At 69.4% G+C, this 17,616-nt stretch carries 16 protein-coding genes; 3 read left to right on the top strand and 13 right to left on the bottom strand.

Annotation, left to right across the window (positions count from 1 at the left end; all coding sequences use genetic code 11):
• Positions 1 to 121 precede the first annotated feature (121 nt).
• The 10 genes from bamA to LG391_RS03780 form a co-directional block, all read right to left on the bottom strand.
• A complete protein-coding gene (gene bamA, locus LG391_RS03735) occupies positions 122 to 2,413 on the bottom strand; it encodes an outer membrane protein assembly factor BamA (protein ID WP_225766554.1) in 2,292 nt (763 codons plus the stop codon).
• A 151-nt stretch (positions 2,414 to 2,564) separates the two neighbouring features.
• Positions 2,565 to 3,680 carry an RIP metalloprotease RseP gene (gene rseP, locus LG391_RS03740; protein WP_225766556.1) on the bottom strand — a complete coding sequence of 372 codons (1,116 nt, stop codon included), beginning with the start codon at positions 3,678 to 3,680 and terminating at the stop codon, positions 2,565 to 2,567.
• A 48-nt stretch (positions 3,681 to 3,728) separates the two neighbouring features.
• Complete coding sequence (locus tag LG391_RS03745) at positions 3,729 to 4,889, bottom strand: 1-deoxy-D-xylulose-5-phosphate reductoisomerase (protein ID WP_225766558.1); 1,161 nt, start codon at positions 4,887 to 4,889, stop codon at positions 3,729 to 3,731.
• Positions 4,886 to 5,701 (bottom strand): phosphatidate cytidylyltransferase, encoded by an 816-nt coding sequence (locus tag LG391_RS03750; RefSeq protein ID WP_225766559.1) that lies wholly within the window; start codon positions 5,699 to 5,701, stop codon positions 4,886 to 4,888. The genes LG391_RS03745 and LG391_RS03750 overlap by 4 nt, the downstream gene beginning before the upstream one ends.
• On the bottom strand, positions 5,691 to 6,425 hold the full coding sequence (locus LG391_RS03755; RefSeq protein ID WP_225766561.1) for an isoprenyl transferase: 735 nt from the start codon (positions 6,423 to 6,425) through the stop codon (positions 5,691 to 5,693). Before LG391_RS03755 ends, LG391_RS03750 begins: the two co-directional genes overlap by 11 nt.
• Before the next feature lie 8 nt (positions 6,426 to 6,433).
• Positions 6,434 to 6,955, bottom strand: coding sequence for a ribosome recycling factor (gene frr, locus LG391_RS03760; RefSeq protein ID WP_304608421.1), 522 nt, complete (start codon positions 6,953 to 6,955; stop codon positions 6,434 to 6,436).
• Between the two features lie 38 nt (positions 6,956 to 6,993).
• Positions 6,994 to 7,719: a UMP kinase gene (gene pyrH, locus LG391_RS03765; RefSeq protein ID WP_225766566.1), complete on the bottom strand. Its 726-nt coding sequence runs from the start codon at positions 7,717 to 7,719 to the stop codon at positions 6,994 to 6,996.
• A gap of 40 nt (positions 7,720 to 7,759) precedes the next feature.
• Positions 7,760 to 8,686: a translation elongation factor Ts gene (tsf, locus tag LG391_RS03770; protein ID WP_225766568.1), complete on the bottom strand. Its 927-nt coding sequence runs from the start codon at positions 8,684 to 8,686 to the stop codon at positions 7,760 to 7,762.
• Between the two features lie 104 nt (positions 8,687 to 8,790).
• Entirely contained in the window at positions 8,791 to 9,582 is a 792-nt protein-coding gene (rpsB, locus tag LG391_RS03775) for a 30S ribosomal protein S2 (RefSeq protein ID WP_225766570.1), read from the bottom strand.
• A 247-nt stretch (positions 9,583 to 9,829) separates the two neighbouring features.
• The gene (locus LG391_RS03780; protein ID WP_225766572.1) at positions 9,830 to 10,162 is read right to left on the bottom strand and encodes a hypothetical protein; all 333 of its coding nucleotides are present in this window, start codon (positions 10,160 to 10,162) and stop codon (positions 9,830 to 9,832) included.
• A 525-nt stretch (positions 10,163 to 10,687) separates the two neighbouring features.
• Between LG391_RS03780 and LG391_RS03785 the strand changes: the two genes are divergently transcribed.
• Genes LG391_RS03785 through LG391_RS03795 form a run of 3 tightly spaced genes read left to right on the top strand, consistent with a single transcriptional unit; the run spans position 10,688 to position 11,768 of the window.
• Entirely contained in the window at positions 10,688 to 11,005 is a 318-nt protein-coding gene (locus tag LG391_RS03785) for a hypothetical protein (protein WP_225766574.1), read from the top strand.
• A gap of 26 nt (positions 11,006 to 11,031) precedes the next feature.
• Positions 11,032 to 11,373 carry a hypothetical protein gene (locus LG391_RS03790; protein WP_225766576.1) on the top strand — a complete coding sequence of 114 codons (342 nt, stop codon included), beginning with the start codon at positions 11,032 to 11,034 and terminating at the stop codon, positions 11,371 to 11,373.
• 59 nt (positions 11,374 to 11,432) lie between these two features.
• Positions 11,433 to 11,768, top strand: coding sequence for a hypothetical protein (locus LG391_RS03795; protein WP_225766578.1), 336 nt, complete (start codon positions 11,433 to 11,435; stop codon positions 11,766 to 11,768).
• A 2-nt stretch (positions 11,769 to 11,770) separates the two neighbouring features.
• Here the strand turns inward: LG391_RS03795 and LG391_RS03800 are convergent, their stop codons facing one another.
• From LG391_RS03800 to LG391_RS03810, 3 genes are all read right to left on the bottom strand, one after another.
• Entirely contained in the window at positions 11,771 to 13,291 is a 1,521-nt protein-coding gene (locus LG391_RS03800; protein WP_225766579.1) for a malonyl-CoA synthase, read from the bottom strand.
• Positions 13,292 to 13,304: 13 nt separating this feature from the next.
• Complete coding sequence (locus LG391_RS03805; RefSeq protein ID WP_225766581.1) at positions 13,305 to 14,618, bottom strand: malonyl-CoA decarboxylase; 1,314 nt, start codon at positions 14,616 to 14,618, stop codon at positions 13,305 to 13,307.
• 149 nt (positions 14,619 to 14,767) lie between these two features.
• Complete coding sequence (locus LG391_RS03810) at positions 14,768 to 17,449, bottom strand: SLBB domain-containing protein (protein ID WP_225766583.1); 2,682 nt, start codon at positions 17,447 to 17,449, stop codon at positions 14,768 to 14,770.
• Positions 17,450 to 17,616: the final 167 nt, after the last annotated feature.

Here is a 17,616-nt window from a genome sequence, read left to right on the forward strand (position 1 = left end):
CTCTCTCTGTTCACGGCCGGCGGGCAGCGGCCATCCCGCGCCGTTCAACGAAAGCGGCGCCGGCCTTCGCCGGCGCCGCGGGTAGCCGCGCGACCGCAGGAACGGGCCGCCGCCGCATCGATCAGAATCTGGTGCCGAAGCTGATGTGCAACTGCTCCTGCTTGTCGTAGTCGCGCTTGGCGAAGGGATAGGCGTAATCAAGGCGGATCGGGCCGAAGGGCGAGGCCCAGGACACGCCGAGGCCGGCCGAGGCGCGCAGCGCCGCGTCGTCGACGATGCCGGCGCCGTGGTCGTCCGAACCCCACAGCGTGCCGACATCGGTGAAGGCATGCCCCTGCAGGGCGAACTCGCTGGGCAGGCCGAGCGGGAAGCTGAGCTCGATCGAGCCGAGGGCGAAGTTGTTGCCGCCCAGCGCGTCCTTGTCGTCGGAGCTCAAGTCGCGCGGGCCGAGGCCGCCGGTCTGGAAGCCTCGGAACGAGTTGCCGCCCAGGAAGAACCGGTCGTTGATCCGGACGTCCTCGCCAAGGCCGAAGATGTTGCCGACCTGGCCGCCGATGTTCAGCACCATGGACTCGGTGACCGGGTAGTACCAGTCGGCGCTGAGCTGGGTCTTGAAGTAGTGCACGTCGCCGCCAAGGCCCGCCACCTCGTTCGAGAGCGTGATCCGGTAACCGTCGGTCGGGTTGATGCGGCTGTCCAGCCGGTCATAGGTCAGGGTCTGCTGCACCGCGGAGGACAGCGTGTTGCCCTCCTGCTCCTTGATGAAGCGCGAGGCGTCGTCGCTGACGTCCGAGACCTGGCGGTAGTTCAGGCGGTAGCGCAGGGTCTGCCGCAGGTTCTCGCTCAGCGGATAACCCATGCGCAGCGCGAAACCGGTGTTGGTCTCGTCGTAGGAGCTGAAGCTCTGGTTGTCGCGGGTGGTCCGGAACAGGTCGAAGCCCGCCGCGAGGTTGCGGCCGAGGAAATACGGTTCGGTGAAGCTCAGGTCGATCTGCGAGGACACGCCGCTGAGCGAGGTCGACAGCCGCAGGTCCTGGCCACGGCCGAGCAGGTTGCGCTCGCGGATGGTGACGTCGCCGAGCGGACCGTCGCTGGTCGAGTAGCCGACGCCGAGCTGCAATTCGCCGGTCGACTGCTCAGCCACGGCGGCCTGGATCACCGTCTGGTCCGGAGCCGTGCCTGGGGTCGGCTTGATGTCGACCTTGCTGAAGAAGCCTAGGTTGCGGATGTTGGTCTCGGACCGCTTCAGCCGCGAGGCGTTGAACGGATCGCCTTCGGCCAGTTCGAACTCGCGGCGGATCACCTCGTCCGCGGTGCGGACGTTGCCGCTGATGTCGATGCGCTCGACGAAGACGCGCGGCCCCTCGGAGATCTCGTAGGTGATCGCGATCAGCTTCTCTTCGCGATTGCGCTGCACCGAGGGCTGGATGTCGACGAAGGCATATTGCCGGTCGCCGAGATAGGTCGTCAGGGCCTGGATCGAATCCTCGACCGACTTGCTGGAGTACCAGTCGCCTTCCTGGCTGACGATGACGGTCTGCAGCTCCTCCGGCGTCACGCCCGGCAGGGCGCTGTTGACGTCGATCTTGCCGAACTTGTAGCGCTCGCCCTCGTCGACCGTGAAGGTGATGAAGAAGCCTTCGCCGTCCGGCGCCAGCTCCGACACCGCCGAGACCACACGGAAATCGGCATAGCCGCGGTTCAGGTAGAAGCGGCGCAGCATCTCCTGGTCGACCGCGAGGCGGTCCGGGTCATAGGTGTCGTTGGAGGCGAGGATGTTCCACCACTCGGTCTCCTTGGTCAGGATCTCGTCGCGCAGCTCGCTGTTGGAGAAGGCACGGTTGCCGACGAAGTTGATCCGCTCGATCTTGGCGAGGTCGCCCTCGCGGATCTCGAACACCAGGTTCACGCGGTTCTGGTCGAGCTTGATGATCTTCGGCTCGACCGCGACGGCGAAGCGGCCGCTGCGGCGATAGAGCTGCTGGATGCGGTCGGCGTCGCTTTGCGCCTTGGTCCGGGTATAGACCTGCCGCGGGCGCTCCTCGATCTCCGCCGTCAACTTGGTGTCGTCGAAGCGGTCGTTCCCCTCGAACGCGATCTCGTTGATGATCGGGTTCTCTTCGACAGTCACCACGAGGCTGGAGCCCTCGCGCCGGATCTGGACGTTGGAGAACAGGCCGGTCGCGAACAGGCTCTTGACGGATTCGTCGACGCCGCGGTCGCTGTAGTCGTCACCCGGCTTGATCGCCATGTAGGAGATCACGGTGGCGGGCTCGATCCGCTGCGATCCCTCGACCTTGACGTCGGCGATGGTCCCTCCGCCGCGGGTCTGCGCCGGCGCCGCCATGGGCGCGGTACCAAGAGCGACAGCCGCCACGGCCGCGAGCCAGAGTCGGGAGGTCACGGTCGACATCGGTTTCTGCTTTCCCCTCAAACTCACACCCATGCCTCTCGCCCCCGACCGGTCGGACGCGAAAGGTTTGACGAACGACCGCCGCCCCCCAGCATCAGCGGCTGCGGACCCGGCGAGTCACCCCCGCCGTGATCCGGTAACACGTCCCGGCTCAGGACACCAAGCCTTTGAAAAAGGCCACAACCTTGAGTTGGACCAGGTCGTTCCAGGTCGCGAAGAGCATCAGGGTTAATACCAAAGCAAGCCCAAGGCGGAAACCGTATTCTTGGGCGCGCGCGCCGAGCGGACGGCCGCGGATCGCCTCGATGGCGCAGAACAGCAGATGGCCGCCGTCGAGCATCGGGATCGGCACCAGGTTGATCAGGCCGAGATTGATCGACAGGATCGCCATGAACCAGAGCAGCGCCACGATGCCGACCTGGTAAACCTCGCCCGACATCTGGGCGATGCGGATCGGGCCGCCGAGATCCTCGGTGCCGCGCTGGCCGGAGACCATCTGGCCGAGCGCCGAGGCGGTCATCGACACGATCTCCCAGCTCTCGGTGACCGCCATCCGCGCCGCTTCGGCGACGCCGTAGGGCCCGGTGTCGGCGGCGATGCCGAGGCGCCAGATGGTGGCCGAACCGCCATCGGTCGTCGGCACCGTCTCCTGCCGCGGAGTCAGGGCGAAGCTCAGCGCCTCGCCGTCGCGGTCGACGCCGATCGTCACGGCCTTGCCGTTGCCGTTGCGGATGGCGATGCCGAGCTCGGCGAAGCGGTCGACCGCGGTGCCGTCGATGCTGGTGATCCGGTCCCCCGACCGGACCCCCGCCTCGGCCGCGGCGCCGCCCGGCGACACCTCGCCCACCACCGCCGGCGGGAAGGGATGGCCGCCGATCAGGAACAGGAAGAACAGGGCGACGATCGAGAACAGGAAATTCGCGATCGGCCCGGCGGCGGCGATGGCGGCGCGCTGGCCCACCGGCTTGTGGTGGAACGACACCGCCCGCTGGTCTTCGCTCATGCCGTCCAGCGCCGCGCTCGCCGGGCTGGAGGCCGCGTCGGCGTCGCCGAACATCTTCACATAGCCGCCGAGCGGCACGACGCTGAACTTCCAGCGGGTGCCGTGCCGGTCGTTGAAGCCGAACAGCTCCGGCCCGAAGCCGATCGAGAAGATCTCGACCCGGACCCCGTTGCGGCGGGCGACCCAGTAGTGGCCGAACTCGTGCACGAAGACCAGGACGGTCAGCACGACCAAGAACGGGATCAGATAGGTGAACAGCGTCATACGGTCCTCTCGGCCAGAGAGCCTATGTAGGCCCGCTCGCCCGCGAATTCAAAGCGCAGCGGCGTGCCGTCGCGCCTCTGCGTCGATGGCGAACACCTCGTCCAGAGTCGCCACAGCTTGTGCCGGAATCATGGCAAGGGTGCTCTCGACGATGCGCTCGATGTCGAGGAAGCCGATCCGCCCCTCCAGGAACGCCGCCACCGCCACCTCGTTGGCGGCGTTCAGCACGGTCGCGGCCGAACCGCCCTGCCGCAGGCACTCCCGGGTCAGCCGCAGCGCCGGGAACCGCTCCGGGTCCGGCTGCTGGAAGTCCAGCCGGGCGATCCGGGCCAGGTCCAGCGCGGCGCAGGGCGTCTCCATCCGCTCCGGCCAGGCCAGGGTGTAGGCGATCGGCACCCGCATGTCGGGCACCCCCAGCTGGGCCAGCACCGAGCCGTCGGCGTAGTCGACCAGGCTGTGGATCACCGACTGGGGATGGACCACGATCTCGATCCGGTCCTCCGGCATCGCGAAGAGGTGCGAGGCCTCGATCAGCTCGAGCCCCTTGTTCATCATGGTGGCGCTGTCGACCGAGATCTTGGCGCCCATGCTCCAGTTCGGATGCGCCACCGCCTGGGCCGGCGTGGCCGCCGCCATGCGCTTGCGGCTCCATTCCCGGAACGGCCCGCCGGAGGCGGTCAGGATCAGCCGCCGCACCTTCTCGCCGGGCTGGAACACCTGGAAGATGGCGTTGTGCTCGCTGTCCACCGGCAGCAGCGTGGCGCCGTGCTTCCGCACCTCGGCCATCATCAGCCCGCCGGCGCAGACTAGGCACTCCTTGTTGGCGAAGGCGACCATGGCGCCGCGCCGGATCGCGGTCAGGATCGGCTGCAAGCCGGCGGCGCCGACGATCGCGCCCATCACCCATTCCGCCGGCCGGGCCGCAGCCGCCACCACCGCCTCCGCCCCGCCCGCGGCCTCGATGCCGCTGCCGGACAGGGCGGCCTTCAGCGCCGGATAGGCTGCCTCGTCGGCCACCGCGGCGTAACGGGCGCCGAGCTGCCGGGCGATCGCCGCCAGCCGCTCCGCATCCTTGTTGGCCGTCACCGCCTCGACCGTGAAGCGTTCCGGCGACCGGCCGATCAGGTCGACGGTGCTGGCGCCGACCGAGCCGGTGGCGCCGAGGATGGTGACGGAGCGCGGAGCGTCCGGGGATGGGGCGGAGATCATCTGAAGGACATATCCAGAAGGGCTGTGAACAAGGCGAAGAGCGGCGCCGCAGCCAGCAGGCCGTCGATCCGGTCGAGCACGCCGCCATGGCCGGGGATCAGGTCGCCGCTGTCCTTGACGCCGTAGCGGCGCTTGATCGCGGATTCGGCGAGGTCTCCGGCCTGCGCCACCAGGGCGAGCAGCGCGGCACCGGGGACGGCGAGGATCGTCGCGCCGGCGCGGTGCAGCACGGCGATCGCGGCGGCTCCGGCCACGGCCGCCAGGCCGGCGCCGCCGATCAGCCCGGCCCAGGTCTTCTTCGGGCTCAGCCGGGGCGCCAACCTGGGGCCGCCGATCCAGCGGCCGAAGATGTAGCCGCCGATATCCGTGGCCCAGACCACCAGCAGCAGCCAGATCACCGGCTGCCAGCCGTCCTGGCGCAGATGCAGCAGTGCGACCACGGTCAGGCCGAGATAGGGCAGCCCCAGCGCCGGCATCCGGCCGGGCGTGCCGAGGCGCAGGTTGACGGCGATATCGAAGGCCGCCGTCGCCGCGGCCAGCACGATCAGGCCGGCGACGGCGCCGGCACAGCCCGTGGCGATGGTGACCGCGACGATGCCCACGCCAGCGCACAGCCGGGCCCAGCCGGGGGGCGGCCGCCGCAGCACCAGCCGCAGCCATTCGTCGACGCCGAGCACGCCGAGCAGCGCGACGATGACCGCGAACTCCCATTGGCCAACATAGACGGCGGCGAGGATCAGCGGTCCGAGAACGAGGCTGGAGAGGATCCGCAGCGAGAGGTTGCTGCGCTTGGCCTGCGGGCTATTGGCCACCGACGGCGCCATAGCGACGTTCCCGCCGCCGGAACTCGGCGAGGGCGGCCTCCAGGTCGGCATGGCCGAAATCCGGCCACAGCGTGTCGACGAAGATCAGCTCGGCATAGGCCGCCTGCCACAGCAGAAAGTTGCTGATCCGCTGCTCGCCGCTGGTGCGGATGATCAGGTCGGGATCAGGCAGGTCGGCGGTGAACAGCCGGTCGGCGAACAGCTGCTCGTCGATGGCGTCCGGCGACAGGGCGCCCGACGCGACCTCGCGCGCCACCCGGCGCGCCGCCTCGCTGATCTCCTGCCGGGCGCCGTAGCTGAGCGCGACGGTGAGGTTGAGGCGGGTGTTGTCCTGGGTCAGCGCTTCGCTCTCGGCCAGGAGATCGACGATGTCCGGGGCCAGCCGGCCGCGGTCGCCGATGAAGCGCAGCCGCACGCCCTTCTTGTGCAGGGCCTTGAGCTCGCCGCGCAGGAAGAAGCGCAGCAGCTTCATCAGCTCGCCGACCTCGAGGATCGGCCGGCGCCAGTTCTCGGTCGAGAAGCCGAACAGCGTCAGATAGCCGACATCGAGCGCGATCGCGGCGTCGATCGTCCGCTGGACGGCATGGACACCCTGGCGATGGCCGATCGCGCGCGGCAGGCCCTGGGCGGTCGCCCAGCGGCCGTTGCCGTCCATGATGATCGCGACATGGAGCGCGGGCTGGTCCTCGGTCTTGGGGGCGAAACGGTGCATCCCGCTGCTCAGACCTGGAGGATTTCTCTTTCCTTCTGCGCCGCCGCTTCGTCAATCTCGCGGATCCGGGCGTCGGTCAAGGCCTGGATCTTGTCGGCCAGGCGCTTGTGCTCGTCCTCGGAGATCTCGTGGTCCTTCTCCGCCCGCTTCAGCGCGTCCATGCCGTCGCGGCGGACGTTGCGCACAGCGACGCGAGCGGCCTCGGCATATTTGCCGGCGACCTTGGTCAGCTCGCGCCGGCGCTCCTCGCTCAGCTCCGGCAGCGGGACGCGGACGGTCTGGCCCTCGGTCTGCGGGTTCAGGCCCAGGCCGGAATCACGGATCGCCTTTTCCACCGACTTGACCGCGCTGCGGTCCCAGACGGTCACCGTCAGCATCCGCGGCTCCGGCACGCCGATGGTGCCGACCTGGTTCAGCGGCATCTGGGCGCCGTAGACGTCGACCGTGATCGGCTCGAGCAGGCTGATGCTGGCGCGGCCGGTGCGCAGTCCGGCAAGATCCTTGCGCAGGGACTCCAGAGCACCCGCCATGCGGCGGGAGATGTCGTCGAGATCGGCTTTGGCCACGCTCAGCCCTCCTCGGTCACGATGGTGTAGCGTCCCTGCCCTGCGACCACCTCCGCGAACGCGCCATGCTCGTTGATGGAGAAGACCAGGATCGGGATCTTGTTCTCACGGGCCAGCGAGATCGCCGCATGATCCATGACGCGGAGATCTTTCGCCAGCACGTCCATATAGGTCAAGCGATCGAAGCGCTTGGCCCCGGCGACCCTGAGCGGGTCGGCGTCGTAGACACCGTCGACCTGCTTGCCCATGAGCATGGCGTCGCAGCCCATCTCGGAGGCCCGCAGCGCGGCGCCGGTGTCGGTGGTGAAGAACGGGTTGCCGGTGCCGGCGACGAAGATGACGACGCGGCCCTTCTCCATGTGCCGGATCGCCCGGCGCCGGATGTAGGGCTCGCACACCGTCTGCATCGGGATGGCCGACACCACGCGGGTGTGCAGGCCCTTGTGCTCGCAGGCGCTCTGCAGCGCCAGGCCGTTCATCACCGTGGCCAGCATGCCCATGTAGTCGGCGGTGGCGCGCTCGATGCCCGAGGCGGCGCCGCTGATGCCGCGGAAGATGTTGCCGCCGCCGACCACCATGCAGACCTCGACGCCGAGGGCGTGGACCTGCGCGACGTCATCGGCGATGCGATCCACGATCTTCGGGTCGATGCCGTAGTCCTGGTCGCCCATCAGGGCTTCCCCGGAAATCTTCAACAGCACCCGTCGATACTGGGCCGCCTTCGCCATGTCGCTCCACTCCCCTCAGCGCCGCCGATCTGGTTCCGGTTCAGCGGCCCAGCGTGGCCGCCACTTCCGCCGCGAAGTCGCCCTGCTCCTTCTCGATGCCCTCGCCGAGCACGAAGCGGACGAAGCCGGTCACGCTGACCGGGGCGCCGACATCCTTGGCGGCATCCTCGATCGCCTTCCGGACCTTGGTCTCACCGTCCAGGACCCAGACCTGCTCGTGCAGCACCACTTCCTCGTAGTACTTGCGCAGCCGGCCCTCGACCATCTTCTCGATGATCGCCTCGGGCTTGCCGCTGGCGCGGGCCTGCTCGACCAGCACGGCGCGCTCACGCTCGAGGTTGCTGGCGTCGACATCGGCGATGTGCAGCGCCTCCGGCCGGGCCGCCGCGACATGCATCGCGATCTGCTTGCCGAAGGCTTCGAGCTTGGCCTTGTCGCCGGTCGATTCCAGCGCCACCAGCACGCCGATCTTGCCCAGGCCCGGCGCGACCGGGCTGTGGATATAGGCGGCGACGACGCCATTCGAGACGTTCAGGGCCTGGCTGCGGCGCAGGCTGATGTTCTCGCCGATGGTGGCGACCAGATGGGTCACCTCCTCGGCGGCGGTACGGCCGGTGCCGGGATACGGGCTGGCGGCCAGTGCCTCGACGTCGCCATTCGCCTTGAGGGCGAGGTCGGCCAGGGTCGAGACCAGACCCTGGAACTTGTCGTTGCGCGACACGAAGTCGGTCTCGGAATTGACCTCGACCAGCACGCCGCGGGTGCCCTCGACGGCGGCGCCGACCAGGCCCTCGGCGGCAACGCGGCCGGCCTTCTTGGCGGCAGCGGCCAAGCCCTTCTTGCGCAGCCAGTCGACCGCGGCCTCGAGATCGCCGCCGCTCTCGCCCAGCGCCTTCTTGCAATCCATCATGCCGGCGCCGGTCTTCTCACGAAGCTCCTTCACCAGCGCTGCGGTAATCTCCGCCATATCGTCCTCGCATCCGTTCGTTCGGCACCGCGCCCATGCGGTCGCAGGCGCCCTCATCGACAGAAAGGGGCGGCTTTCTGGGCCGCCCCTGCTTCGCTCTCGGCTCAGGCGGCCGGCTGTTCCGCCTCGCCGGTCTCGGCCGGCGGCGGCAGCGCCTCCTCGGCCGGGGCCTCCTCCAGCGCGCCGACATCCGCGCCGCTCGCGCTCATCTCGGCCTGAATGCCGGCGATGACGGAGCCGGAGAACAGCTCGCAATAGAGCTCGATCGCGCGCAGCGCGTCGTCATTGCCCGGCACCGGGAAGGTGATGCCGTCGGGGCTGGAATTGCTGTCCAGCACGGCCACGACCGGGATGCCGAGCTTAGCGGCTTCCTGGACCGCAATCGCTTCCTTGTTGGTGTCGATGATCACCAGGATGTCGGGCAGGCCGCCCATGTCCCGGATGCCGCCCAGCGCCTTCTCGAGCTTGTCGCGCTCGCGGGTCAGGGTCAGCTGCTCCTTCTTGGTCAGGCCGACCGCGCCCTGGGCGAGCTGCTCGTCCATCTCCTTCAGGCGGCGGATCGACTGCGACACCGTCTTCCAGTTGGTCAGCATGCCGCCGAGCCAGCGGTGGTTGACGTAGTACTGACCGCAGCGCTTGGCCGCGTCGGCGATCTTGTCCTGCGCCTGGCGCTTGGTGCCGACGAACAGGACGCGGCCGCCATTGGCGACGACGTCGCGGACCGCGTCGAGCGCCCGGTGCAGCATCGGCACAGTCTGCTCGAGGTCGATGATGTGCACGCCGTTGCGCACGCCGAAGATGAACGGGGCCATCTTCGGGTTCCAGCGGCGGGTGTGGTGGCCGAAATGCGCGCCGGCTTCGAGGAGCTGGCGCATGGTGAAGGTCGGCGTAGCCATGGTCGGAAGGTCCTTTTTCCGGTTGTTCCGCCGCGGGCCTTGCCTCCCGCCGCACCGCGGATTGCGGATATGGCGAAAGGCACCGGAGCGCCCGAGCCACTGCCGTGGCAGGCCGCGATGCCCGCGTGTGGGATTGACGACGGCGCGGTTGATACGCCCTGCGCCCGGGAAATGCAAGTCGGGCGGTTGGGGGACTTTCGCGTGCGGGAGTCACCCAAACGCCCGGATCGGCGTCGGCGACCGCAACTCAGGCGCTGCGGCGGTCCGGCCAGACGAAACGCGAGCGGTAGCGCTGCGCCCGTCGGGCGCGGTGCCCGGCCAGGTCGTCGACCGGCGCGGCGGGCTGAACGGAGGCCGGCGCCGCAGCAGCCGGCTCGTCCCAGCGGGCGGCCAGCTTGCCGGTCTCGGGGTCACGGATCCAGCGCAACAGCACCTTCTCCTCGTCCCGGATCGGGTCGTGGCGCAGGTCGCGGTTGCGGAAACACGGCAGGGCGACAAGCGCCTCGGCACGCGGGGAGATCACGGCGCCCAGCGCCAGGCGCAGGCGGCGATCGAAGCAGGAGAGAAAAGCGAGGTTCATCGTTCGCTCCGTTCCCGCACGCGGCGGAAGCGGGGCGAACGGCGCTCCGACCCTAGGTCCGGCTCACGCCATCCACCCGGCCGAGGCCGAGTGCGATCCAGTGATGTTCGGGCGACGTCACCGCGGCCGGATCGGCCTTGGCGACGCCACGACTAGGGTGGTCGTCCATCTGTCTCTCGTTGTGAGATTGGCGCCGGGCGGGCCTGGGCTCGTCCGGCGTCACCGGCCATGTATGCCCGCGTCCCCGGAGAGTCAAGTTCAAAGCGAACGCCGCGGAATGCCTGGGTTGGGCGGCCTTCGGAGCCGGCGGGAACCGTGCTGCCGGAGGTCCGGCCGCAACCGGAGTCGCCGTCAACCGGCACGGCACCGAATCCATCCGATGGTCCAATGGCCCATGGTCGAATGGAACGAGGATGCGGGTAAGTTCCATTGTTCTTCTGCACGGTCCGCTGCAGACGGACGCAATGGGCCAGCCGACCGGGTGCCGAGCCCGGTCGCCCGCAACCCTGGCCAGGAGGTCGCGCGATGCGCATCCTCTTCCCGTTCGCGGCCGCGCTCGCCATCGCCGGCGGCAGCGCGGCCGCCCATGGACCGGCGGCGTGGATCCAGAACGGTCACTACCGGAACCTGACCGGCACGCATGAGCATTGCTGCGGCCCGAACGACTGTGCCGCCTTCTCCTCCCGCGATGTCCAGGTTCGTCCCGACGGCTATATGGTCCGGCCGCTCGGCCTGCTGGTGCCGACCGACCAGGCCCAGTTCAGCGAAGACGAGAAATACTGGCTCTGCCGCAAGCCCGACGGGTCGATGCGCTGCTTCTTCATCCCGAATGTCGGCGCCTGACTCGGGGGCGCGGCGAGGAGCATGACATGACCCGATCATCTCTCGGCCCCCGTCACCGCATCACGGCGGCCTGCGCTGCGGCGCTCCTGCTGCTCGGCGCAGCCGCCGAAGCCCGCGCGGCGCTGCCGCCCTACTGGCAGCGCCTGCGGGAGATCCAGGCCATCCTGGACAGCAACGAGCTGGCCCAGAGGCTGCGCGATACGCCGATCGACCGGATCGAGCGGCCGGGCGAGGATCTGTACCGGATCCAGGCGGGGCCCTGCTCGCTCGACATCCGCATCGTCGACGATCCCCCCGATAGCGGCCAGCCGGCGGTGCCGGGCCCGCGCCGCTTCCATATCGAGACCAGCGAGGCCGCCTGCCGCTGATTCGCGGAACCGGTGCCGCCGCGGCGGCGTTGGCCGGGTGTGAAGGAGGCACCCCGCCGATGCACGCCTATTCCGTCCGGATCAACCCTGCCCGGCGCCGGGACCCGCTGTGGCGCGCCGTCGATCCCGAGAACGGCGCCGATTTCGTGAAGGACATGATGGTGTTCGCGGAGAGTCCCGAGGATGCCCGCCGCTATCTCGACGCGACCTTCCTGGCCACCGGCTTCTCGCCCGACAAGCCGCCCCTCCGGGAGACCGGATCGCCGTGGCACGAACCCGACCTCGTCCGCATCGAGCCCGCGCCGGACCACGACGCGATCGCGCAGGCTGCCGGCCGCAACCATGTGTCGCAACGCGAGGGCCTGCTCAGCAATCCGAAGCGCGACCCGCTGTAGGCCTACGCCGGGGTGAACGTCGCCTTGTACTGCTCGCGCAAGGCCGCCTTCTGCACCTTGCCCATGGCGTTGCGCGGAATCTCCGCGACCACGAACACCGCCTTGGGCTGCTTGAACCGCGCCAGCTGGTCCTGCAGCGCCGCCTGGATCGCCGCGGGGTCGAGCGGCGCAGCACCCGCCCGCATCTTCACCACCGCCGCCACCGCCTCGCCGAAATCCGGATGCGGCAGGCCGATCACCGCCGATTCCTCGACGCCCGGGATGGCGTCGATCAGGCTCTCGACCTCCTTCGGATAGACGTTGAAGCCGCCGGAGATGATCAGGTCCTTGGCCCGACCGACGATCGAGACATAGCCGCGGTCGTCCACCACCCCGACATCGCCGGTGATGAAGAAGCCGTCGGCCCGGAACTCGGCCGCGGTCTTCTCCGGCATCCGCCAATAGCCCTTGAACACGTTCGGGCCCTTGACCTCGATCACGCCGATCTGGCCCGGCGGCAGCGGCTTCGAATCCTCGCCCACGACCCGCAGCGACACGCCGGGCAGCGGGAAGCCGACCGTCCCCGCCCGCCGCTCGCCCTCGAGCGGGTTCGAGGTGTTCATGTTGGTCTCGGTCATGCCGTAGCGTTCGAGGATGGTGTGGCCGGTGCGCTGCCGGAACTGCTCGAAGGTGTCAGGCAGGAGCGGCGCCGAGCCGGAGATGAACAGCCGCATGTGCCGGCACAGCTCGGCGGTGAGGCCGGGCTGCTCCAGCAACCGGGTGTAGAAGGTCGGCACCCCCATCATCACGCTGGCCCCGGGCAGCAGGCGCAGCACCTCGGCGGCATCGAACTTCGGCAGGAACAGCATGGTCGCGCCGGCCAGGAGCGCGCAGTTGGTGGCGACGAACAGGCCGTGGGTGTGGAAGATCGGCAGGGCGTGCAGCAGCACGTCGCCCGGCTGGAAGCCCCAGTAATCGTGCAGGGTCAGGGCGTTCGACAGCAGGTTGTCGTGGCTGAGCATCGCCCCCTTGGACCGGCCGGTGGTGCCGGAGGTGTAGAGGATCGCGGCCAGGTCGTCCGGCTTGCGCGCCAATGTCTCGAACCCGTCCGGCTCCTGCGCCGCGGCCTCGGCCAGGGTCCCCTCCCCGGCCGCCCCCAGCGTCAGCACCGCCTTGGCGCCGGTCGGCCGGGCCACCGCCTCGATCTCCGCCAGCCGCGCCGGCTGGCACACCACCAGCGCCGGCTCGGCATCGCCGGCGAAATAGGCGACCTCGCCCTTGGTGTAGGCAGTGTTGAGCGGCAGGTAGATCGCCCCGGCGCGCAGGCAGCCGAGATAGAGCGCCACCACCTCCGGCGACTTGTCCACCTGCACCATCACCCGGTCGCCCGGTGCCACGCCCAGGCGCCGCAGCAGGTTGGCGTAGCGGGCGCTGGCCGCCTCGAGCCCGGCATAGGAGATGCGGCGGCCGTCGGCGAGCTCGAGCGCCGGCTTGCTCCGGTCGATGGGGAAGCGGGCGGACAGGGCGTGGTAGAGATTGGTCATTCGGCTCGGCGGGTCAGAGATAGGGCTTCAGCTGGCGCGCCACCGCGCGGCTCGTCGCCACTTTCCCGGCGTTGACGAAGGCCTCGTGGTTCCGCTCCAGCTCGACCGGATCATAGAGGTAATTGACCAGAAGTCCCCAGCTCTGCTCCAGCCCCTTCGGCGCGGCGTCGCCGGCCCAGTTCAGCCGCTCCAGCCGGGCACCGTTGCCGAGATGGAACCGCGCCACCGGATCGACGGGCCGCCCGTTGGGCCGCAGCTCGGCGGCGAGATAGCGGGCGCAGAGGCCGATCAACGCCGCCTTCAGGGCCTTGTCCGCGCCGACGGCGTCGATCCCGCCCTCCGCCAACACCGGCAGCAGGGCCTCGGCCGAGGCCTGCACCGCAGGATGCTCATGCTCCGGCGCCGCCGTCTCCAGCCAGTGCCGGAACCCCGGAATGGGCGACAGGGTCGAGAAGGTCGTGAGGTTGGGCAGGGTCTGCTGCAGGTCCGCCACCACCTGCTTCAGCAGGAAGCTGCCGAAGGAGATGCCGCGCAGCCCCTTCTGGGTGTTGGTGATCGAGTAGAAGATCGCCGTGTCGGCGGCGGCAGGATCGCCGACCGGGGCCTCCGGGTCCAGCAGCGGCGCCACCTCGCCCGCCAGGCCGCGCACCAGCGCCACCTGGACGAAGATCACCGGCTCGTTCGGCAGGGCCGGGTGGAAGAAGGCGTAGCAGCGGCGGTCCTCGGCCAGGCGCCGGCGCAGGAACTCCCAGCCCGGGATGGCGTGCACCGCCTCGTACTGGATCAGCTTCTCCAGGATGATCGCCGGCGTCTCCCAGGTGATCCGGCGCAGCTCCAGGAAGCCGCCGGAGAACCAGGAGGTCAGGACATGCTTGAGATCGGCATCCACGATCCGCAGCTCCGGCTTGCCGTCGGCGAGGTCGAGCGCGTCGGCGCGCAGCCCGATCACGAACTCCGTGCCCTCGGGCAACATGTTGATGCGGCGCAGCAGTTCCTGCCGCGGCGGTTCCGCCGCCTCGGCCAGGGCCAGGGCGCCGGCGGCGCTGGGCTCCGCAACGAAAGCTCGGGCGGCGGCGGCGATGGCCGCGTGGTCGGGCCCGAACTCGCGCCCCAGCATGGTGAAGAACGCCTCCCGCCCGGCCGCATCCAGGCCGCGATAGAAGGCCACCAGCTCGCGCGCCAGGGCGATTCCGGAGGCCTCGCCGCGTTCGGACAGCAGCGCGCGACAGAGGCCGCCAGGATCCCGCGGCAGGGGCCGGCCGCGGCCGAAGGCGAAGAGCTCGAGGCCGCGATCGGCGATCGAGTTGATCAGGTCGGTGATCTGCATGAGGTGCCCGTTCCGCTTCCACCAGACCCGGTCAGGCTAGTGCGCTTCCCGCCCATGGGACAATGTCGCCCGGCGTATGCCAGCGATCCCGCCAATACAAAAAAGGCGGCGCTGGTGGCGCCGCCCTTTCCCACGTGCTTTTCCCTGGATCAGTTGTTGTTCCGGCTGATGACCACCAGCGAGGCGGCTGAGATCGCCAGGCTCTGCACGATCGAGCCGACGTCCCGAATCAGCCGGGAGATGTCGAACGGGGTCAGGTCGCGCGGCACGATGATGACCGACCCCGGCGGCACCTTGACCGAGCTGTAGCTCCAGGACGACAGGTCGAGCGGCTGCGCCTGGCCGTTCGGCATGATGACGAAGGCACGGCCGGTATCCGCCGCCTTGGTCGTGCCGCCGGCGAAGTCGACATAGTCGTCGGCGGTCAGCTTGCCGTCGTACTGGACCGTGCCCGGGTTGAGCACCTCGCCCGAAACGGTGACGAAAAGCGGCCGCTTCGGCACGAACAGCTGGTCGCCCGCGTCCAGGGTGAAGTCGAGCTCGGGCCTGGCCGCCAGTACCGTCGGATCGGCCTCGATCACCACCCGGCCGGCGGCCGGGATGCTCTTCAGCTCGGAGATCAGGCTCTGGATCGCCGGCAGGGCCGCGGCGGTGTTGCTGCTGCTGCTGCCGCTGCTCTGGGCTTCCTGGATCAGCTGCGGCAGCCCGGCCTGAATTTCGCGGGCGGTGCGCTCATAGCCCTGCTGCTGCTGCCGCTGCACGGCCACGCGGGTGAACACCGCGCCATAGGGGAAGGCCTGGTTGGTGTAGCCGCCGGACCGCTGGATCAGCTGCAGCAGGGTCTCGCCGCGGCGGATCACGTAACGGCCGGGGTGGGTGAACTCGCCGGCCAGGGTGACCGTCCCCTCCTCGCGCAGCTGCGGATTCTGCGGGATGCGGATGCTGTCGCCGGGATTCAGCTTGATCGACGCGGTGGTGGCGCCGAGGCTCTGTACCGAGCGCCAGGAGCCGCTGAGATTGGACGGCGACAGGGTGGAGAAGTAGCCGACTTCGATGGCGCGGCGGTCGGCCTCGACCGTCGTACCGCCGGCGACGTCGAGCACGGTGGCCAGCGAAGTGCCCGGGATGATCGGGTAGCTGCCCGGCACCCGCACCTGGCCTTCGAGCGAGACGACGTGCTCGATCACGAAGGGCAGCAGGTCCGGAAAGTCGTCGAAGATCTGCGGGCAGGCGCGGTTGACCGGCAGGGAGCTGCCCGTCTCTGTGTTCTGGAACGTCTGCCGTGCGTTGCGGAAGCGTCCGGTCGAGTCGTTGCGGACCGCCTCCGCCAGGGACCGCAGGCCGAGGCAGGAGCTGCTGACCGCAACGCCCGTCGGCAAACCGGCCGTCAGGGTCTGGTTCTGGTCCTGGACGTTCTGGGACTGGTCCGGCGCCGCCGAGCGGGCCTGCGCCGGCTGAATGCCCGACAGCATGTTCTGGACGTCGTCCGAGCCGAGATAGCGGATGTCCTCGCGCGACAGGACGATCAGCTTGTCGCGATCGCGCAGGCGGAAGTTGCCGCCGCCCCGCAGCGCCACGGCCAGGTTGACCGGCACGAACTTGCGGATCCGCGAGTTCGCGTCGGTGGTCTGGATCACGCCGAAGGGTAGATAGGCGTCATCCGCCAGGATCGGCGGATCGGACAACAGCGCCCGCAGGGTCGGCGCGCTGCTCAGCGGCCGGACGCCGGTGACGGTGACGTTGCCGGTGACCGAGACGCTGCCCACGCGCAGATCCTGGGCCAGCGATACCTGGATGATGTCGCCGGTCTGCACCGGCACCGAGGTCTGGCCCGACAGGTTCTGCACCTGGTCCTGGCCGTTGCGGTCGAGCCGCAGCAGGTTGAACCGGTTGCCGGACGGACGGATCGGCCCGCCGGCATAGTCCAGCATCTCGGCGACGCTGAGCGGGCCGGCGGCGTCGGGCGGCATCTCGAAGATGCCGGGCCGGACCACATCGCCGGCGACCGCGACGGTGCGCCCGACCGTCGGCACGGAAATCCGATCGCCGTCCTGCAGCAGCAGGTCGGCCTCGTTGCTGTAGCCCATCAGGAAGCCGTACAGGTCGACCACCTTGGTCTGGCCCTGCCGGATCAGCGCGACGGTGCGCAGCGATCCCGTCTTCCGGATGCCGCCGCCGGCGGTCAACGCATCGACCAGGGTCGAGAAGCTGGTCAGCGTCTGGGTGCCGGGCTTGGCCACCTCGCCGGTCAGCGTCACCGAGATCGCGCGGACGTCGCCGAGTGACACGAAGGCCTCGGTCGAGACGTAGTTCTCCTTGACCCGGGTCTCGATCTCGCGGCGCAGGTCGCCGAAGGAGCGGCCGGCCGCCGGGATCGGCGGCAGGTCCTGCAGGATCAGCCGCCCCTCGCGGTCGACCGTCGCGCTGATGCCCTGATTCACCTGGCCGCGCAGCGTGACCACGATCTGGTCGCCGATGCCGATGATGTAGTTCTCGCTGACCGCGCCGCTGACCACCTGGCTCGCCACCGCCCCGCCGGTGAAGACGTCATAGCCGAACTGGTTGATGTCGCCGCTCAGGCGCCGCTGGTAGTCGGCCTCGATGCGCGAGACGGGCGCGGCAGTGACGGTCGAGCCCGGCAGGACCGGCGAGAGGACCGAGGATTCCGTGACCTGTGCGGGCGTCGTCGTCGGGACGCGCGGCCCGCTCGGGATCGTCGTGCCGTCGGGTTGGATGCCCTGCTGCTGCAGTTGCGACGGGCTGATGCCGAGCTGCTGCAGCTGGTCGACCAAGGCGTTCAGCTGGGCATGGCCGGCGACCGGAGTCAGCACCAGAACGCCGCAGGCCAGAAGAGCCGGACCGATGCCATAACGAAGGGTCCATCGCAGTCGGCGCCCCTCGCCCCGCTCGTCGCGGCGACGTTCACTCTGCACAGGCTTCATAGTCCCCCGCTTCACTCAAATGCCCGATCGCGGCGCTGATCGAGCCAACGCCCCCC

It is taken from the genome of Inquilinus sp. Marseille-Q2685, assembly GCF_916619195.1.
Taxonomy (GTDB): Bacteria; Pseudomonadota; Alphaproteobacteria; order DSM-16000; family Inquilinaceae; genus Inquilinus.